Annotated in this window: 13 protein-coding genes and 2 pseudogenes; 5 read left to right on the top strand and 10 right to left on the bottom strand. The window is 70.0% G+C overall.

Annotated features, from left to right (window positions below):
• Nucleotides 1–16: 16 nt before the first annotated feature.
• Nucleotides 17–2092: an acetate--CoA ligase family protein gene (locus tag KHP12_RS40045; RefSeq protein WP_211834264.1), complete on the top strand. Its 2076-nt coding sequence runs from the start codon at nt 17–19 to the stop codon at nt 2090–2092.
• Nucleotides 2093–2119: 27 nt separating this feature from the next.
• Complete coding sequence (locus KHP12_RS40040; protein ID WP_208653064.1) at nt 2120–3481, top strand: DUF1254 domain-containing protein; 1362 nt, start codon at nt 2120–2122, stop codon at nt 3479–3481.
• 347 nt (nt 3482–3828) lie between these two features.
• On the opposite strand, the gene KHP12_RS40035 is transcribed toward KHP12_RS40040, so the two are convergent.
• The 4 genes from KHP12_RS40035 to KHP12_RS40020 all read right to left on the bottom strand — a co-directional run bounded on the left by KHP12_RS40035 (nt 3829) and on the right by KHP12_RS40020 (nt 8048).
• A complete protein-coding gene (locus KHP12_RS40035) occupies nt 3829–4056 on the bottom strand; it encodes a hypothetical protein (RefSeq protein WP_245010053.1) in 228 nt (75 codons plus the stop codon).
• Between the two features lie 149 nt (nt 4057–4205).
• The gene (gene ltrA / locus KHP12_RS40030) at nt 4206–5672 is read right to left on the bottom strand and encodes a group II intron reverse transcriptase/maturase (protein ID WP_210609088.1); all 1467 of its coding nucleotides are present in this window, start codon (nt 5670–5672) and stop codon (nt 4206–4208) included.
• Nucleotides 5673–6273: 601 nt separating this feature from the next.
• Nucleotides 6274–7476: an IS110 family RNA-guided transposase gene (locus tag KHP12_RS40025; RefSeq protein ID WP_211834263.1), complete on the bottom strand. Its 1203-nt coding sequence runs from the start codon at nt 7474–7476 to the stop codon at nt 6274–6276.
• Between the two features lie 134 nt (nt 7477–7610).
• Entirely contained in the window at nt 7611–8048 is a 438-nt protein-coding gene (locus tag KHP12_RS40020) for a TetR/AcrR family transcriptional regulator (RefSeq protein ID WP_086884200.1), read from the bottom strand.
• A gap of 82 nt (nt 8049–8130) precedes the next feature.
• Here KHP12_RS40020 and KHP12_RS40015 point away from each other — a divergent pair.
• Nucleotides 8131–8250: pseudogene (locus KHP12_RS40015) on the top strand (helix-turn-helix domain-containing protein); the annotation flags it as partial.
• Between the two features lie 5 nt (nt 8251–8255).
• Here the strand turns inward: KHP12_RS40015 and KHP12_RS40010 are convergent.
• From KHP12_RS40010 to KHP12_RS39985, 6 genes and pseudogenes are all read right to left on the bottom strand, one after another.
• Complete coding sequence (locus tag KHP12_RS40010) at nt 8256–8903, bottom strand: TetR/AcrR family transcriptional regulator (RefSeq protein WP_211834262.1); 648 nt, start codon at nt 8901–8903, stop codon at nt 8256–8258.
• 98 nt (nt 8904–9001) lie between these two features.
• Entirely contained in the window at nt 9002–10504 is a 1503-nt protein-coding gene (gene mhpA, locus KHP12_RS40005) for a bifunctional 3-(3-hydroxy-phenyl)propionate/3-hydroxycinnamic acid hydroxylase MhpA (RefSeq protein WP_086884202.1), read from the bottom strand.
• Nucleotides 10501–12390: an acyl-CoA synthetase gene (locus tag KHP12_RS40000; RefSeq protein ID WP_086884208.1), complete on the bottom strand. Its 1890-nt coding sequence runs from the start codon at nt 12388–12390 to the stop codon at nt 10501–10503. Before KHP12_RS40000 ends, mhpA begins: the two co-directional genes overlap by 4 nt.
• Nucleotides 12390–13346 (bottom strand): annotated as a pseudogene (locus KHP12_RS39995) (fumarylacetoacetate hydrolase family protein). The gene KHP12_RS40000 and the pseudogene KHP12_RS39995 overlap by 1 nt, the downstream one beginning before the upstream one ends.
• A gap of 2 nt (nt 13347–13348) precedes the next feature.
• Nucleotides 13349–14503: a VOC family protein gene (locus KHP12_RS39990; RefSeq protein WP_086884204.1), complete on the bottom strand. Its 1155-nt coding sequence runs from the start codon at nt 14501–14503 to the stop codon at nt 13349–13351.
• A complete protein-coding gene (locus KHP12_RS39985; RefSeq protein ID WP_086884205.1) occupies nt 14503–15375 on the bottom strand; it encodes an MBL fold metallo-hydrolase in 873 nt (290 codons plus the stop codon). The genes KHP12_RS39990 and KHP12_RS39985 overlap by 1 nt, the downstream gene beginning before the upstream one ends.
• Nucleotides 15376–15491: 116 nt before the next feature.
• On the opposite strand from KHP12_RS39985, the gene KHP12_RS39980 reads away from it, so the two are divergent.
• Nucleotides 15492–16205 (top strand): DUF3159 domain-containing protein, encoded by a 714-nt coding sequence (locus KHP12_RS39980; protein WP_086884206.1) that lies wholly within the window; start codon nt 15492–15494, stop codon nt 16203–16205.
• Nucleotides 16202–17503 carry an alkyl sulfatase dimerization domain-containing protein gene (locus KHP12_RS39975; RefSeq protein ID WP_211834261.1) on the top strand — a complete coding sequence of 434 codons (1302 nt, stop codon included), beginning with the start codon at nt 16202–16204 and terminating at the stop codon, nt 17501–17503. The genes KHP12_RS39980 and KHP12_RS39975 overlap by 4 nt, the downstream gene beginning before the upstream one ends.
• The last annotated feature ends 461 nt before the right edge of the window (nt 17504–17964 follow it).

Here is a 17964-nt window from a genome sequence, read left to right as displayed (position 1 = left end):
GTCGCGGAGGTACGCGATGTCCCAACCGCTCGACGCCCTCTTCTTCCCCCGCCGGATCGGGGTCATCGGCCTGTCCTCCCGGCTGGGCAGTTGGGGAAGGCGCGTCGTCGAACTGCTCCAGGCCGGGGGTTACGGAGGCGAGGTGTACGCCGTCGAGCCGAGGGATGCCGACCCCGGGTTTCCCGTCATCGATGACCTGGTGGCCGAGGGGCATCGCCTGGACCTTCTCGTCGTCGCCGTACCGGCCGCGGTCGCCGTCGATGTCGTCGCGCGGGCACGGCGCGCGGGAGTGGGCGCGGTCGTGTTGTTCTCCTCCGGGTTCGCCGAACAGGGAGCGGCCGGCCACGGTCGGCAGCAGCAACTGCGCGCGGCCGCAGGCGACATGCCTCTGCTCGGTCCCAACTGCCTCGGCGTGGTCAGCAGGCCCGCCTCGGCCCAGGTGACCGCGAGCCCCTATGCGGAACGGTCTGCTCCGGCGCCGGGCCCCCTGGCGGTCGTCACCCAGAGCGGCGCGATGGGCTTCGTCCTGGCCGACCAGCTCAACCGGCGCGGCACCGCCTTCTCCTATTACGCGAGCGTCGGCAACGAGGCGTGCCTGCAGCTCACCGAGGTCGGCTCCTACCTGCTGGAACGCCCCGACGTGCAGGTGCTGGGCCTGTACGTGGAGCAGGTCCGGGACCCGGAAGCGCTGGCCCGGATCGGGCGGCGGGCCGCCGAGCTCGGCAAGCGGGTCGTGGTTATCAAGGCGGGTACGAGTGAGGCCGGCAGCCGGGCCACGCTCTCGCACACCGCGGCCGTGGCAGGTGACCCGCTGCTCTTCGGTGCGTTGTGCCGGGACGCGGGGATCACCTTGGCCGAGGACGACGAGTCGTTCGCGGACCTGATGACGGCGCTGCAGCGTCCTGTGTCACTGCCTCCGGAGCCCCGGTTCGCCGTGCTCACCGTCTCCGGCGGCGCGGGTGCGGTGATCGCCGATCGGCTCGCGGCACTCGGTGCCGCGGTGCCGGCGCTGGAGCCGGAGACACGGGCAGCCGTGGCAGCGCTGGACCTGACCGGGGCGGCCGCGTTGGACAACCCGATCGATCTGGGCGGCCAGTTCTACCGCAGCGCCGACGCGTTCGGGGAACTGCTCGCTACGCTGGATGCGGATCCGTCGCTGGACGGCATCGTCTGCTACTTCACCTTCGGCGACCACTTCCCGGAGCTGTATCGACAACTCGCCGGCACGCTCGCCGGGCTGGTAACCCCCAGTTGGCTGATCTGGGCCGCACCGCCCGACGGCGCACTGGCCGGCACCCCTGCCGGAGTCGTCCATTCCAGCATCGCGGGCTTGATGCGCGCGCTTCCCGGCCTCGTCCGGGCACCCGACCCGGAACCGGTCGACGAGGGCTCGCTGCCGGACGCCAAGCCTGCGGCGGCCAGGGCGGCCTCCCGGCTGCCGCGCGAGCCGGGAGTGGTGACGGAGATCCACGCCGGCCGGATCCTGAGCGAACTCGGTGTGCCGTATGTGCGATCGGTCGATGGGGCGTCGGCCGCGAATGGCCCGGAACACCCGGAGGCACAAGGGGTGTTCGTCGTGAAGGTCGACTCGCCGGACGCCCCGCATCGCGCCCGGCTCGGCCTCGTACGCCTGGCGGTGCCGGCCGCGGACATCCCCAAGGTGGTCGATGCGCTGCTGGAGCGGGCGGAGGACCTGGGACTGTGTGACGCACGGGCCGTCGTCCAGCCACAGCTCGCACACACCGGCGAGCTGTCCATCGGCGCGGTCCGGGATCCGCAGTACGGGCCGTCCCTCGTCATCGGCCCGGGCGGCGCCCGCGCGGAGGACACCAGGGCGACCCGGCACGTCCTCCGGTTGCCTGCGGCACCGGAGACCGTGCGGAGGGTGGCGACCGAGCTCGCCGCCGAGCACGCGGGACTCGCGGTCGCCGCGTGGACCGACGTTCTGCTGCTGCTCGCCGAGTTCCTCATGCAGGCGCCCAGTGTGGCCGAACTCGACATCAATCCGCTGCTGATCCGCCCCGACGGGTCCCCCATGGCCGTCGACTCCCTCATGGTGCTGACCGCCGACCCCGCACACGACCACCCGTAAGGCCAGCGAACAGAAGGGCACAACGCCTTGAACGCCACCACGAACCACCGGCCGACCGAGACCCGCGACCGGCCCCGGTTCGCCCCGCGCGCGACCAGCACCTTCACCACCGCCGTCGACGCCTACCTGTGGGGCTACCCGCTCGTCCTCATGGAACGCACCAGGAAGCAGCTCACCCACCGCAAGCGCCACGGCGCCACGCCCGCCAACACCTTCCATCACCGCAGCAGGCTGGAGACACCGCGCTCCCGCGACGTCGTCAAGCCCAACAACGACACCCTCTACTCCAGCGCCTGGCTGGACCTGACGCACGGGCCGGTGACCCTTGACGTGCCCGATGTCGGCGACCGCTACTACAGCCTGCAGTTCCTGGACGCCTACACCAACACCTTCGCCTATGTGGGCAGCCGTACCACCGGCCCGGCCGCGGGCAGTCACCTCATCGTCGGACCGAACGGGCGGCACCCAGGTCTGCCCGGCGAGCCCGGCCTCCCCGTCGTGAAAGCCCCCACCAACACCGTATGGCTCCTCGGCCGCACCCTCGTCGACGGCGAACCCGACCTCGAGGCCGCATCCGGGCTCATCACGCGCTACCGCCTCACCCCGGCCGCCCGGAGCGACCGCGACGCGGGGTGGTTCACCGGCCCGGCGCCCGCCCCGCACGACATCGGTGCCACGGGCATCGCCTTCTACGACGAACTGGGCGCCGCCCTCACTCGCAACCCGCCGCCCGCCGAGGAGACAGGTCTCCTGGAACGCTTCGCCACCGTCGGCATCGGCCCCGGTCTCCAGCCCTCCGAGACCTCCGACGCGATGACCCGGCTGGCACTGGACCAGGCCGTCACTTTCGCCGCCGGCCTCCTGGACGCCAGGGCCAGGAAGTCGGCACGGGCGAAGAAGAACGGGACGGCAGGCACCGGCTGGACCTACGAACTCGACCTCGGCACCTACGGCCAGGACTACCTGCTCCGTGCGATCATCGCCCGCCACGGACTCGGCGCCCTCACCGCCGAGGAAGCCGTCTACGCCTCCACCCGCAGGGACGCCGCCGGCCACCGGCTCCACGGCGACCACGCCTACCGGCTGCGTTTCGCCGCCGACCGGCTCCCGCCCGTGGATGCCTTCTGGTCGCTGACCGCCTACGACCAGGACAACTTCCTGGTCGACAACCCCATCGACCGCTACATGCTCGGAGACCGCACCGCCGGCCTCGCCTACGGCAACGACGGATCTCTCGACATCCTCGTCCAGCACCATGAACCCGCCGAAGGCATCACGAATTGGCTGCCCGCTCCGGCCGGCGACTTCGAGTTGACCCTGCGCTGCTACCAGCCGCGCAAGGAAATGCTCCAGGGGCAGTACGTCCTCCCCGCCGTCCAGCGACGCTGATCCAGGCGAAAGGAGCCATACCCCGTGGGCCGCGCGGAGTGAGTAGACCTCGGCCTGGACGGTGTGGATAGCCGGCCTCGTCGTCGGGGGCGACGTCACCTGCGAGCTGGGCGAGGTGGCATGCCAGGCGGTGGGACCCCTCGCGGGCAAGTTCGAGCGCAAGCAACCTCACACCGATCCCCGTGATCGATGCCAGCGGATGTGAGCGAAAGCTGCGCCGACCGGGTACCGGCCAGTGCCCTCGCGGGCCGGTCAGCCGACGGTGCCGTCTGGGCCGTCAGCACCACTCGGCATCCTGTGTCCGCCGGGCAGACAGTCAGCACCAGGTCAGATCCTCAAGAACAAGCTCAGGCGCGGGGCCGTCCGTCGGTGATGATCGTGACGAGGATATCGACAAGTTCGTCGGCGGAGGTGCGCCAATTCCCGGTGGTGAAGTGGCCGCTCAGTTCCGCGCTGATGATGCCGCTGACGCTGCTGAGGAGCAGGCCTCCGTATCGGTGCTGATCGTGTTCGTCGACGAGTTCGGAGACGATGGCCAGGAATTCCTCCTGAGCGCGGCAGGAGGCACTGATCATCGTGGCGGGGTCGCTGCCGGCCGGGGGGGGTGCCTGTTGAGTCGGCACGGAGCGCGGTGCCGGTGTTGCCACCGGTCCGTTTCTCCGTGCCGCTCGCCGAACCCGGCGTACCCGTCTCCGAGTACCGGGCTCTCCACAGACTCTGCCGTTCAGGCGTGGTTGAGACGTGTCCAGGGGTTGGGGATCCTGTTGCCTCTGTAGCGGTAGCGGGTGACCGTCACCGCCTGGAGGTCGAACAGTTCGATCCCATCAGCCGAGGGCCTTTGCCACCGTCCGGTGTGGTCGGTGAGGCGTCGGCGGACTTCCTTCCACTTCCAGCGGTGCAGCGCCATCCACCAGCTGATCACCCGGTGCCATGTGAAGCTGGCCAGGGAGCTCAGGGTGGCTTTGCAGACCGCGTGCTTGAAGTAGTTGGCCCAGCCGCGCATGATCTGGTTGAGCCTGATCAGCACGTCCCTGGGGTTCTGCTGCGACGTTCTGTTCGTCAGAGCACGGATCTTGTCCTTCAGCTGCCGGATGGGCCGATCAGCGATGAAGGTGTAGACGTGCCACTTGTCCGTTCCTCGCTTGCGGCGCCACTGGATGCGGAACCCAAGGAAGTCGAACCCGTCCGACATGTGCACCACCCGAGTCTTGGCCTCGGAGAGGCGAAGGCCGAGTGGTTGCAGCACTTCGGCGATGTCCTCGCGTAGCGTTTCGACGTCGTCGCGTTCACCGTCGGTCAGTACGACGAAATCGTCCGCGTAGCGGACGATTCGCCAGTTCGGACGTCCGGTTGCGCGGCGACGCCTGCGCAGGTGGCTGGTGGCCATCTCCCCGTCCGGTTCCCATGGCCTGGTCAGGTGCTCGTCGAGCGCCGACAGGGCGATGTTCGCCAGGAGCGGGGAGAGGATGCCGCCCTGAGGGGTGCCAGTGAGGGTGTCCTCGCGGTTGTTGTCCTCGGTGAGGACGCCGGCCTTGAGGAACGCCTTGACCAGCCGCAGCACGCGCTTGTCCTTGACTCGTCCTCGCACCCGGTCCATCAGGGCCGTGTGGTCGATCGAGTCGAAGCACGCCTCGATGTCCGCGTCCAGGACCCAGCGGTAGCCGTGGGTGCCGTAGAAGTGGATCTCGGCGATCGCGTCATGTGCCCGCCGCAGGGGCCGGAAGCCGTAGGAGACCGGCTTGAAGTCGGCCTCGTAAATCGGCTCCAGCACCAGCTTGAGGGCCGCCTGGACCACCCGGTCGGCGATGGTCGGGACGCCGAGCTTGCGCACCTTCCCGCTGCCGCCGAGCTTGGGGATCTTGCGTTCGCGTACCGGCAGCGGGCGGAACTCACCCGATTTAAGTACGTGTCGAAGATCCTCCAGGAACCCGTGAGGGCCAATCTCGTGCTCGACGTTGACGGCGGTGAGGCCGTCCACTCCGGGCGTTTTGGCCCCTTTGTTTCCCGCGACCCGTTCGAACGCCACGAGCAGCGTCGCTGGGTCGCACACGAGGTTGAACAGATCGTCGAACCTGCGACCGTGATCGGCCGCCGCCCAACGGTGAAGTTTGGCCTGCATCCCCGATACCCGCTGGTGAGACCCCACCGGGGTCTCCGGTGCACCACTGTTCAGCGGCGCTTCTTTCGGCATTGCAGCCTCCTTCCCTTCTCGATTCCGCTGCCGCCCTTCCCCATGTGCCGGGCTCTCCCCGGCGCGGAGTACTACGGCGGCTCCGCCCCGTCCCGGCCCGTTCGGCCGACGGTGGGCCAAGCCTGCATCCTCGCTGGATGCGTTGTTGCAGGTCAGGGCCGGAACGGTTCCCGTGTTCACATGCTGTTCGATCGACGGAGTAGGAGCCCGGCTATACCCCCGCGGCATCACCACGACTACCCCGCAGCACTTCGCCGTGGCCTCCCCGAACGACACATAGCAACCGCCCGGGAAGTTCCCCATCTCCATGGAGACAGGGACGCACCGCATCCAGCCCAGATCCGCCAGGTTCGAGCTGGTGACGAGTAAGGAGGCGTCAACGCCGGTTCCTCGCGTACTCCTTTCCGTCTCGCTTGCCGGACCCGCACCATCTGGCAGTGCTGATACGTCCCGGCTTTGTCAGGGCCGCTTGCCACCCTCCCCGGCACCTCCCGGGTCGGGCTGCCCTCAGCTTCAACCGCCCTGCTGCGACAGGACGGCGGTGGCGTCCTTTCACCGCCACTCGAACAGCACACGCTTCACGGCGCACCTATGTCTTTCGTCAAGCGAGGCGGGGGGTGCGGGGTTCGTAGAAGGTGCCGTCGCGGAGCATCGCGAACAGCACGCTGATGCGGTGACGGGCCAGGCGGAGAAGAGCTTGTGTGTGGGTCTTTCCCCGGGCCCGGCAGCGGTCGTAGTAGGTGCGGGAGGCGGGATCGTGCAGGGCGGCGAACGCGGAGAGGAACATCGCGCGTTTGAGCTGGCGGTTGCCGCCTCTGGGAGCGTGTTCGCCGTGGATCGAGGTCCCGGACGACTTGGTGGTAGGGGCAAGTCCGGCGTAGGAGGCGAGGTGGGCGGCGGTGGGGAAGCTGGTGCCGTCGCCGACGGTGACCAGCAAGGTGGCTGCGGTCCTGACCGCGACCCCCGGCATCGAGGTCAGGACCCGGGAAAGAGGGTGAGCCTCCAGCAGCTGCCCGATCTGTGTTTCCAGGCCGCGTCGCTGTTCGTGGACGGCCGCGAGCGAGCGGGCCAGCGACGGGATCACGACGTCGAGGGTGCCGGTCCCGGGGACCACGACGGTCTGTTCGTCGAGTGCGTCGAAGATCTCGTCGATCAGCCGGGTGGCCATGCGTGGGGCCTTGGGCCGAATCACCTCAGTCAGCCTGTGCTGGCCGGCCTTCCGCAGGGCGGCCGGGGATCCGTAGCGTTCCAGCAGCCAGGTCACAGCCTGATGGTCCAGGCGCGGGCCGAGGACCCGCTCCAGGCTGGGGTGGAACTGGGTGAGCAGACCACGTATGCGGTTGGAGGTGCGGGTGGCCTCGGCCGCGAGGTCCTGGTCGAAGCCCACCAGCACGGTCAGTTCGGCGGTGATCTCGTCGGTCAGTTCCAGCGAGCGCAGGGTGTGTGGCATCGTCCGGGCGGCGTCCGCGATCACCGCGGCGTCCTTCGCGTCGGTCTTCGCCTCGCCCGGGTAGAGGTCGGCGATCCGCCGCATCGAGAGTCCGGGCAGGTAGGCGACCTTGCAGCCGGCGTCCCGGGCGACCGTCAGGGGCAGGGCTCCGATGGAGGCGGGCTGGTCCACGATGACCAGGACGGTGCCGAACTTCGCGGCCAGCTTGTCGAAGACGGCCCGCAGCTTCGGTTCGCTGTTGGGCAGGGGCTTGTCGAGGACCTTCTTGCCGGCCGGGGTGAGGCCGTGCCCGTGATGGGCGCTCTTGCCGACGTCCAGGCCGAGGAAGACGCCCACGTCGTCGATGTCATCCAACCCATCCTCCCGAACGGGGTTCGTGCGGTGCTGGCCAGGGCATCGGCGCCGTGTGCGCGCATCCACGTTATGCAGACCTGCCGCCCGCAAACAGCCGGGCATTGCGCCAGGCCAGGCGGTAGTCGGACCTCTCATCAGCGTCTCCAACGGCACCTCTCGGACCCGGTGACACCACCCCCCAGGTCATCTCTTCGACAGGGGGGAACAGTCATGCCGGGCCCGGAGGCCAGCGGCCCTCTTGCAGGACCGCGAAAAAGATAACGGGGGGGGCCGAACATCTGCCGGTAGAGGTGAGGGTGGCGGCGGCCGATGGAGACGAGCGCGGTGAGGGCGCCCCGGAGCCTGCCGGACGGGGTGCCGCGCAGGGCTGCGATCTCGTCGCTGAAACGCTCCCAGCCTTCTGCGGCGACGGCGCCAAGCAGGCACTCCTTGTCGGCGAAGTGCCCGTAGGGGGCGCCGCGGCTCACACCGGCCCGTGCGCCCACATCCCGCAGGGTTACCGCGTCAGGGCCGCCCTCGTCGAGCAGCTCGGCGGCCGCGTCGAGAAGCGCCTCCGTCGGGATGGGAGCCACCCCGGCACGCGAGCCGGCGGCCCTCGTGCCACACCGTAATGCACCCCTGACTGAGACAGGCCGTCTGCGGCTGGCCCGCTGAGTGGTAGACGACGGCTGGCCCTTGCGCCGGGCCGCGGAACGCTTCCAGGTCTCGCCGACGACGGCCCAGCGGTGGGCCGACCGCTACCGGCAGTTCGGCCGCGCTTCGGTGCGTGATCGCCGACGTCAGAGCGACGGGTCCTGCGGCTCGTCGGTGGGGAGCGGCAGAGACACGATCTCGGTCACATCGGCATCGTTCATACCAAACATCCGCAGCACGTTCCGCACGGCCTGGTCGGCGATGGAGTCGACCGTGTCCGGCGGTGCGCCGGTGCACAGGTGCATGGTGGCGATCAGACATCCGGCCGTGCAGGCAAGGGCGACATCCACATCCTCGATCACGAACCGCCCGGCGGCCATCGCCGCCTCGATGTCGCTGCGGGCGTGTGCCGCGTGGCCGAACGGCGCGTTGAGCAGCGCACCCCTGCTGTTCATCATCACCTTCGCCAGCCGGGGGCGGGTGCGTACCAGCCGGCCGGTCAGCCGCATGGACGTCGCGAAGACCACGGCCGGGTCGTCGACGTCGGCGAGCAGGTCCTCCAGCCAGGCGGCGTGCGCCTCGAGAGCTTGGCCGATGGCCGTGTCGAGCAGCTCGGCCTTGGAGGAGAAGTGGTTGTAGAAGGTCCCGAAGCCGACGTCGGCCGCCTCGGTGATCTGCTGGATGCTGACGTCGAAGTCTCCGCGCCGGGCGTAGATCTCCTGCGCGGCTTCGATCAGAGCTGTGCGGGTGCGCAGCTTGCGTCGCTCCACGCGTGTTGGCGGCCGTTCCGACATGGTCAGGATCGTATCGGGGCCGTCCCCCATCCCGCTCGTCCGGCTTCCGGAACCGCCACGCCCGTCCGCGGCTCGGAGGGTGCGGGCCACGCCGTCACTCACCGCGGCAGCCTCGTTCGCCCGGCGGCCCTGACCACGCGGTCGGGGTCGACGCTGACCCATTCGACGCCGGCGTCCCGCAGCCAGCGAGCGAGGAGGCGCTCGCCCTCGCTGCCCTCCGGGTCGACGGTCAGCCAGGCCGACGGCAGGGCGTCGGGGACGGCCGCCAGGTCGGTGCCGGGCAGGGCGACGACGGCGGTGCGGTCACCGAGCAGCCGGTCGACCAGTACGGGTTCGCCGTCCGGTCCGCGCAGGCGGACGAGCGGGAGGAGCGCACCGCGTACGGTGCGCGGGGGGTGGCGCTGTACGCGGTGTCCAGGCGTGAGTGCCGGAGTGCGGCTGTTCAGCAGCTTCCGCCTGATTGTCTGGGAACGTGCCAGGGCGGGGACGAGGCGGCGGCGTATCAGGGACGCGGCCCGGCCGCCGCCGGTCATCAACTGCCCCATGGCCTTCGCCCGTTTGATCATCGTGGTCGCGTGCGGGCGGCGCTCGGCTTCGTAGGAGTCCAGGAGCTCCGGCGCGGCGCGGCAGCCCAGAACCGCGGCCAGCTTCCACGCGAGGTTGTGCGCGTCGCGCAGGCCGGCGCACAGGCCCTGGCCGATGAACGGCGGCGTGACGTGGGCGGCGTCGCCGGCGAGAAAGACCCGGCCGGCCCGCCAGTGCCGTGCGACTCGGGCACGGAAGGTGTACTCCGCGCACCGCACCAGCTCCAGCTGGTCGTCCGGAATGCCACGGACCCAGGGTTCGATGAGCGGGCGCAGCGCCGGGATGCCCGCGAAGCCGCCGGCGGTCTCGCCGTCGAGCAGCTGGAACTCCCAGCGGTAGCGGTCCTCTCCGACCCGCATGTACGTGCTGGCCCGGCGGGTGTCGCACACCTGGTGCACTCCGTCCCAAGCGTCGAGGTCAAGCGTGCAGCGGACGTCGACGACCAGCCAGCGCTGGTCGAAGCCGAGGTCGTCGCTGTCGATCTCCAACTGGGCGCGGACTGTGCTGTTGGCGCCGTCGCAGGCAATCACGTAGGGCGCGCTCAGGTTGACCGTCGTACCGTCCGGGCCGCGTACGTGCGCGGTCACCGATCCGGCTTCCGCGGTATCGAGACGTCGCAGCTCATGGCCGCCGAGCACCGACACCTCGGGGAGGCCTTTGAGATTGTCGCGCAGCAGGCGCTCGAGGTCGGGCTGGTCGAACATGTTGGCCGGCGGAAGGCCCGCTGCCGTCACCCCATGGCGAGTGAAAGTGGCCAGCACGCGGTGACGTTCGTCGACCAGCCGCAGGCCCGCCGCAGGACGGGTGTGGGAAGCGAACTCCTCGCCGACGCCCATCTGGTGGAGGATCCGGTAAACCTCGTCATCGAGATGGACACCCCGCGGCAGCGGGTACACCTCGCGGTGCCGCTCGACGACGGTGACGCGCAGGCCACATTGCCCCAGCAGGGTCGCCGCCGACAGACCGGTCGGTCCGGCACCGATCACGATCACGTCCCAGGGTCCGGTGGACGTCACTGGTCCGCCTCCTCGGCATCGGTACGGAACGCCACGTCGTAGCCCTTGAGCGCCGCGGCGGCCCGGACGGCCGCGTCGCCGGACAGGAACACGACCAGGCGGCCGCCTTCATGGTCGGCACGCACCCTGACGTCGTCGATGCCGTGCTCGGCGAGCTCGTGACGGAAGTGCTGGGCCGCCGCCGCCTCGCGCAGCGCGGGCTTGAACGGCTTCCCGATCTCGGTGAGCGGGATCGCGTCGAGCACCGTGATCGATTTCGGCCGGGCGGCCGGTTCGCCGATGTGCCGCGCCGCCCAGTCCGACAGCTCCTCCACGGTGACCTCCGACGTGGTGAGCGTGACGAAGACGACGGGGATTTCGCCCGACGTGCGGTCGGGTCGGCCGACGGCGCCGGCCGCGGTCACGGCGGGGTGGTCGAGCAGGACGTCCTCGATCACAGCGGGGTCGATGTTGTGCCCGCCACGGATGATCAGGTCCTTCTGCCGACCGCGCAGATGGATCCGCTCGTTGCGTACGAAGCCCAGATCACCCGTGCGCAACCAGCCATCGACGACGACGCCACTGTCATCCACCGATCTGCGGTCGCCGTCGCGCCGCAGATAGCCCGCGAACACAGTCGGGCCACTGATCAGCAGCTCGCCGACTTCACCCGCGGACAGCGCCCGTACCCGGCCGCTCGTCCGGTCGACGTCCGCCGCCACCACCTCCTGGTAGGGCAGTCGCTGCCCTACCGACCCCGGGCGGACATCTCCGGGCAGGGTCGCTGACGTCGCGCATGTGCCCTCGGTGAGGCCGTAACCCTCGTGCAACTCAAGGCCCGTAGCCTCGACGAAGGCACGCCGCACGCTGTCGGGCAGCGGAGCGGCGCCGACGACGGGCAGCTCCAGCGAGCTGATGTCGGCGTCGACCGGCATGGCCGACAGATAGGCGTAGACAGTCGGCACCGCGGACATGGCGCGGGGCCGGTAGTGCTCGACGAGCCGCCAGAACGCAGCGTAAAGATTCGGGTCGCGATAGCCGAGCGGGCTCGGCCAGATCGGCCGGGCGCCGGTCACCATCGGCGCCAGGGCGGTCACCAGAAGGGCGTTGACGTGGAAGAGCGGCAGGCCGGCGACGATGCTCTGGCCAGTGCCCGCACCGCCCGCGAGCGCGACGCTCCATGCCATCACCGCCTGATTGCGGTGGGTGTGGGCGGCCACCTTGGGCATGCCGGTGGTGCCGCCGGTGTGGAAGAAGGCGGCCAGGTCATCGGGCGCCGGCGGTGCGCTCGGGAGTCCGGCAGGAGCGGGCGGTGCGCCCTCCACCAGGTCGTCGAGCCATACGGTGCGAAGCCCCGGGCGCGCCTCCAGCGCGGCCGCCGTGCCCTTCTCGCCGCCGTCGGGCGAGAGCGCGACGAGAACCTCGATCCCGAGGGCGCCGGCAGAGTCCAAGAGCCGTTTCCACAACGCCTCGTCGAGTTCGGGACCGGCGGTGACCAGCACGCGGGAGCCGGTCAGGCGCACGATGTGCGTGAGGTGACGCACGTCGAGCGCGGCGTTGACGGGCGCTGCGATCCCGACGGCCTGCGCCGCCAGGGTCGCGGCGAGGAGGTCACTGCAGTTGGGCGCCGCCAGCGTGACCGCGTCCTCGCGGCCGACACCCAGCCGATGCAGTCCATGCGCGATCCTGCGCACGCGGGCATGCAACTCCCCGTACGTCACTGCCACGTTGTCCTCGAACGCGGCCGCGTCCGGGATCCACAGCGAGCACGGTTCGTCGTGCCATCGCTGCGCGGCACGGCTGAGCAGCTCGTACGTGGTGAGCGCGAGGTCGCGCTCGGCCAGCGGGACCTGCTCGATGGCGCGGAGGTCGTCCGCTGATGACAGCGGGGGCAGTTCGGCCGGCATCACAGCGCGGCCCGCACATGCTTGCGCACGATGTTGCTCTGCCGGCCGAGGTCGATGCCGCGTACGGGGTCGGTGATGGTGGTGGCGACGACGTCGCCGTCCTTGAGGTAGTGCGGGGCGCCGGCCTGCCGCTTGAAGAACGCCCTCCACTTCACCGCTGGGGGCAGCAGGGCACCGATCTTCTCGACCAGCGGGCGCGGAGCCTTCAGGGCGGTACCGCCGGGTGTGCCGGTGAGCAGCAGATCGCCGGGGTCGAGCGCCTGGAAGCGGGCGAGCAACGTAAGTGCGCGCGCGGGCTTGACGATCATGTCGGCGACGGTGCTGTTCTGGCGCACCTCGCCGTTGACACTCAGGGTGAGCCGCAGCCGTTCGAGGGCGCTGAGCTCGGCCCCGTCGAGCAGGGTGAGGAACGGGCCGACCGGGGTGAAGGTCGGGTATGACTTGGACTCGTAGAACTAAGTGCGGGTCAGTTGGATGTCGCGAGCGCTGACGTCGTTGGTGATGACGATGCCCGCGACCACCTCGGCGAGGTCGTCCTCGGCCACCGCCGAACCGACCTCGATCCGGCGGCCGATCACGAGGCCCAACTCCACTTCGTAGTCGAGGAATCCGACGTGGTCGGGGCAGCGGATGTCGTCCGTGGGCCCGCAGACCGAGCCCGACGCTTTACGGAAGAACGCCGGTGGCACCGCGTCCGGGTCGAAACCCGAGTCGTGCGCATGGCTGCGGTAATTGACCATCTGGGCGACCACCCGGGCAGGGGTGGTGACCGGTGAAAGCAGGCCAGTGTTTACGAGCAGAGGACCCTCGGGGTCGGATGCGCCGGCGGCCTTGTCGATCGCGGACCGGTCGGCGAGGAGTTCGCGGGTGGTAGTTGCTGCGGTCCGGATCCGGGTCAGCCGACCATCGTTCTCGACCCACCAGCCGTCTTCCGTGCGTGCCACGTTCGTACTCATGCTTATGCCGCCATCGCTTTCGCCAGTGCCTTCAGGACGTCTTTGTCGATGTCGTTGGTCTTGTCGCCCAGCGCCTTGAGCAGGGCGGTGACCATGCCGGGAGTGGGTTTGCTCCCCAGGAAGTCGCGGGATACGGGCGGGCCCCACTGGGAAAGGCCGCTGGCGCTCATCGGCGCCCAGCCGGGTTCGAGGGAGCTGTCGAAGAGATCCCCGTCGGCGTAGTGCTCGAGCATCATCCGGTCCGGGTCGTGCCAGTAGTCGAAGATCTGGCTGCCCTGGATGTGCCGGCCGATGCCCCACACGCGGTGGTAGCCCTGGTCGGCGAGGTACGCGCCGCCCGCCGCCACGGCGTCGAGGTCGGTGACCTGGTAGGCCGAATGCACGTAGCCCGCGCGCGGCCCGAGGTGCATCGCGAGGGTGTGGTGATCGGCCGGCACCGGGCCGAGGTCGCAGCGCAGAAAGGCCATCGTGGGCCCGCGGTCGCGGAGTTCGTCCAGGTACAGGAAGTCACTGACGATCAGGCCGAGGGCTTCGAGGTACCACTCCAGCGCGTTCCTGAACCGCGGCGTCTCCAGTACGACATGCCCGAGCCGCTGCACCTCCGCCGCGCCTCGCGGGGGCCGCTGGGTGGTGCCCAGCCGGATCGGCTTCGTACCGAAATTGAAGTCGAGCGGGTCACGCTCGGGCAGTGCCGACAGGCGGTCCAGGCCGGCTGCGACCCGCACCGGGAAGCCACTCGGATCGGTGAGCTGGACGGCCTGGCCGCTGCCGAGCGGGAGCGCGTTGGCGCCGGCCCAGCGGGCCAGCCGCCGCACGTCGGTGGTCGACTCGGCGACGAACGTGGGCCCGACGAAGCGGGCGTGCCGACCGCGGCGGATCACCAGGCACGGCAGCGCCGACCAGGTGCCGCGCAGGCTGAGCCGGTCCGGGGTGCGGTCGTGGACGACGAAGCCGAAGTCGCGGGCGAAGTGCTCGGCGCGGTCGAGGTCGGGCTTGACGAACTCCAGCCAGCCGAGCTCCACCACCTTGATCACCGGGTTGCGGGCGCGGCCCGGGTGCTCGCCGCGCAGGGCGCCGAGCTCGCTGTGCAGGCCGTCGTGGACGTCGACGTCGACCGGGCCGGGCGCGGTCCCGGCCGGTATTTCGATCTCCCCCATCAGCGGACTCCCTGCTCGAGCGTGACCGACAGCAGGTCGTGGCCGACCGACACATGTCCCTCGTAACCGCCTTGGCGCACCTCGTCCTCGAACTCGGCCGCCTGCCCGGGCGAGGCCGGTTCGGGGATCAGGTGGGTCAGCACCAGGTGCGGCACGCCGAGGCGCTTGGCCATTGCGCCCAGCGCGACGGTGTCGGCGTGGTAGCTGAAGATCGTCTCGAAGCGCGTGCCCCTGACGAACTCGGCCAGCGCCGAGCTCCGGCACGCCTCGTGGACCAGGATGTCGGCGCCGGCGGACAGCGCCGCGACCTCTTCGCAGACCCGCGTATCGCCGGATACGACGACCACCCCCTCCGGGGTGGTGATCCGGTAGCCGACAGCCTGCTCAACCGGCTCGTGCCGCACCCGGACGGCCTCGACGCACACCCGGCCGCAGGGGCTGCGCCACACTTCGGCCGGGGTGTGCGGGAGCGCGAACCAGTGGCCGATCACCTCGGGCGGGCCGTCCTGCACGTGCTGAACCCGTATGTCCACGTCGTAGGCGTTCGCCGCCAGCACCCGGCGTACGAACCCGGGCGCGTGTCCGTCGACCGCGACCACCGGGAGCGGGCCGGTGCCGTGCATGTGGTCCTGCACCCACCGGGTGTGCGCCAGGTCGGCGACGTCGCTGACGTGGTCGCTGTGCAGGTGCGTGAGCAGCAGCGCGGACAGCTGGTGCGGGCTGATCCCGGCCTGGGTCAACCGCATCAGCGTCGAGCGGCCGGCATCGATCTGGAGGTGGACGTCGTCGTGACTCACCAGCACTCCGGGACCGGCCCGCTCAGCGCTGGGGAAAGGGACGCCGGTACCGGTCAGCGTCACGGTGGTGGTCATGTGTTGGCTCCGTCCGTCGGACCTGATCTCCACTAGATGATTGATTTATCAGCCCTGATGTGTCAACCATTAATGAGGCAGACATCAAGCATCGTCCACACGAGAGCGGGCTCCCGATGACCGATCACGACGCGGGCACCACACAACGCCCACCGATTCCCGCCCCGCCGCGCCGCGCGGCCGACATCGCGCGGCACGTCATCGACGGAGTCTCCGCACCCGCGGTCTTCCTGATCACCGAGTCCCGCCGCGGGCCGGAGTGGGGAGCGGTCGTCGCGCTTGTGGTCGCGCTGGTGATCGCGGTCATCCGCCGCCGGCGCGGCGACTCCCTGGCCGTCGTCACGGTGGCCACGGCGATCGTGGCCTTCCACGGCCTGAGCGCCATCGGCTTCGGTGAGGGGCGCGCCTTCTACTTCCCCGAATTCATCGTCAACGGTGTCGGCCTACTGGTGTGCGCCGGCTCGCTACTGTTAGGTCGCCCGATCACCGAGCCGGTATGCCGCAAGGCCGGGGTCGAGCCGACGCGCACGGCCGGCGACCCGGCCGCCCGCATACGCCATCGCCGTCTGACCGCGGTCTGGGCCCTGCTGTGGGCCAGCCACCTCGTACCGCTCGGCTATTTGTACGCGATCGACTCGCTCGTCGGGCTCACACTGCTCAGCGCGCTGTTCTCCAAGCCGACGCTGCTGGCGATGGCCATCTTCACCGTTGTGGTCGTCCGCCGCGCAGTACGGCCCCACTCCGCGCCCTCGAACGCTCCACTGGACCAGGGCGCGACCACCGCCGCGCTTCCCGGACTTCCCGCACCGCACCGAAAGGACCCGTCGTGACCACTTCGATCCTCCACCTGGCCGCCGAGATGTGGACCGGCAAGCGCGAGCCGACCTCCCTCGTCGAACCCACCATGACCAAAGCCGAGGAGGTCGCCGACGGGGTACTGATGGTGCCCGGCTTCGGGCACGCCTTCGCCCTCCGGCACACCCACGGCCTCGTGCTCTTCGACACCGGCGCCAAGCTGCTCGCCGAGGGGCTGCACCAGCAGGTCACGGCCTGGCACTCCGGCCCGCTCACGCACGCGGTCTACTCCCACGGCCACCTCGACCACGTCGGGGGCCTGGAGCACTTCGATTCGGATGCAGAGGCCCGCGGACTGCCGCGTCCGGAAGTGGTCGCGCACGAGAACGTTCTCGCACGCTTCAGGCGATACGCCGATACGCAGGGCTACAACACGGTCATCAACCGCCGCCAGTTCCGCCGCCCGGACCTGGTCTGGCCGACCGAGTTCAGGCAGCCGGACGTCACCTTCGCCGACACCCACGTCATCGAGACCGGCGGCCTGCGGCTCGAACTCACCCACCACCGCGGCGAGACCGACGACCACGTGGTCGGCTGGCTCCCCGACCGGAAGATCCTCCTCCCCGGCGACCTGTTCCTCGGCGTCGCCCCGAACGCCGGCAACCCGCAGAAGGTGCAGCGCTACCCGGTCGACTGGGCCGCCGCCCTGCGCTGGATGGCCTCCCTCGGCGCTGAGATGCTGCTCGGCAGCCACGGCATCCCGGTCGTCGGCGCCGACCACGTACGCGAGGCCCTCCAGAACACCGCGCGCTACCTGGAGACCCTCGTCGATCAGACGCTTGCCTGCCTCAACGACGGCGCAACTCTGGCCGAGACCCTGCACCGGGTGCGGGTGCCGGGCGACCTTGCCACCCTGCACTACCTGCAACCGCTCTACGACGAGCCGGAGTTCATCGTCCGCAACGTCTGGCGCCAATTCGGCGGCTGGTACGACGGCAACCCCGCCCACCTCAAGCCGGCCACGGACGAGGCGCTCGCGACCGAACTCGCGGCCCTGAGCGGCGGCGCCCAGGTCCTGGCCGGCCGGGCGCTCGAACTGGCCCAGGCGGGATCCCACCGCCTGGCGTGCCACCTCGCCCAGTTCGCTGGCGACGCGGCGCCCGATGATCGCGCCGTACACACCGCCCGCGCCGAGGTCTACGCGCTGCGCGCCGCCCAGGAGCGCAGCACCATGTCGAACGGCATCTTCACGTGGGCAGAAGCCGAATCCCGCGGCGTGCTCGCCGGCACCGACGCCATGACCGAACTCATCACGGTGACACCGCCTCGATGAGGCACCACATCGGCAGAATCCAAGTACAGGCGCAGTGGCCAATGATGTGGGGACTCTGGGAGTGCCCCGTCTGCCGGCAGACGCCAAGGGGCTTTGCCTCGCCTTGACCCGGCAGGCACCTTGTGGCCGCAACGCCCGGGCGTCGGCCGCCTGCGGAAACACGTCGGCCAAGGTCATCAGCCCACAGCTCCCTCCTGTCGCATGGGGAGCACGACGACGTGCTCCCACCCCGAAAGGGGGTCGAGAGCCGACGAGGGGTCCTTATGCCTCTCGATGCCGAGAGCACATCCATAGCGGTGGGGTGACCTTGGTGCCCTTTGGTTGACAACGGCGCATAGGAGCGCGGTACGGCGCCGCAGGTCTACCGGATCGGGTGACGGACGAATCGGACGCCGTTGACACGACTGCGAGTTGGGAGCACGAGGGCTCCCAGAGGGCTCCCCGTCGATCCCATTCAGGAA

Origin of the sequence: Streptomyces asiaticus (assembly GCF_018138715.1) — a bacterium.
In the GTDB taxonomy this organism is placed as follows: domain Bacteria; phylum Actinomycetota; class Actinomycetes; order Streptomycetales; family Streptomycetaceae; genus Streptomyces; species Streptomyces asiaticus.
Note: the sequence above shows the minus strand (reverse complement) of the source record. Positions and strands in the feature narration are given on the sequence as shown.

Coding starts and splice junctions, on each gene's coding strand:
- KHP12_RS40045 (WP_211834264.1), top strand. CDS start 17: ATGTCCCAACCGCTCGACGCCCTCTTCTTCCCCCGCCGGATCGGGGTC.
- KHP12_RS40035 (WP_245010053.1), bottom strand. CDS start 4,056: ATGATCAGTGCCTCCTGCCGCGCTCAGGAGGAATTCCTGGCCATCGTC.
- ltrA (WP_210609088.1), bottom strand. CDS start 5,672: ATGCCGAAAGAAGCGCCGCTGAACAGTGGTGCACCGGAGACCCCGGTG.
- KHP12_RS40010 (WP_211834262.1), bottom strand. CDS start 8,903: ATGTCGGAACGGCCGCCAACACGCGTGGAGCGACGCAAGCTGCGCACC.
- KHP12_RS40000 (WP_086884208.1), bottom strand. CDS start 12,390: ATGCCGGCCGAACTGCCCCCGCTGTCATCAGCGGACGACCTCCGCGCC.
- KHP12_RS39990 (WP_086884204.1), bottom strand. CDS start 14,503: ATGGGGGAGATCGAAATACCGGCCGGGACCGCGCCCGGCCCGGTCGAC.
- KHP12_RS39985 (WP_086884205.1), bottom strand. CDS start 15,375: ATGACCACCACCGTGACGCTGACCGGTACCGGCGTCCCTTTCCCCAGC.
- KHP12_RS39980 (WP_086884206.1), top strand. CDS start 15,492: ATGACCGATCACGACGCGGGCACCACACAACGCCCACCGATTCCCGCC.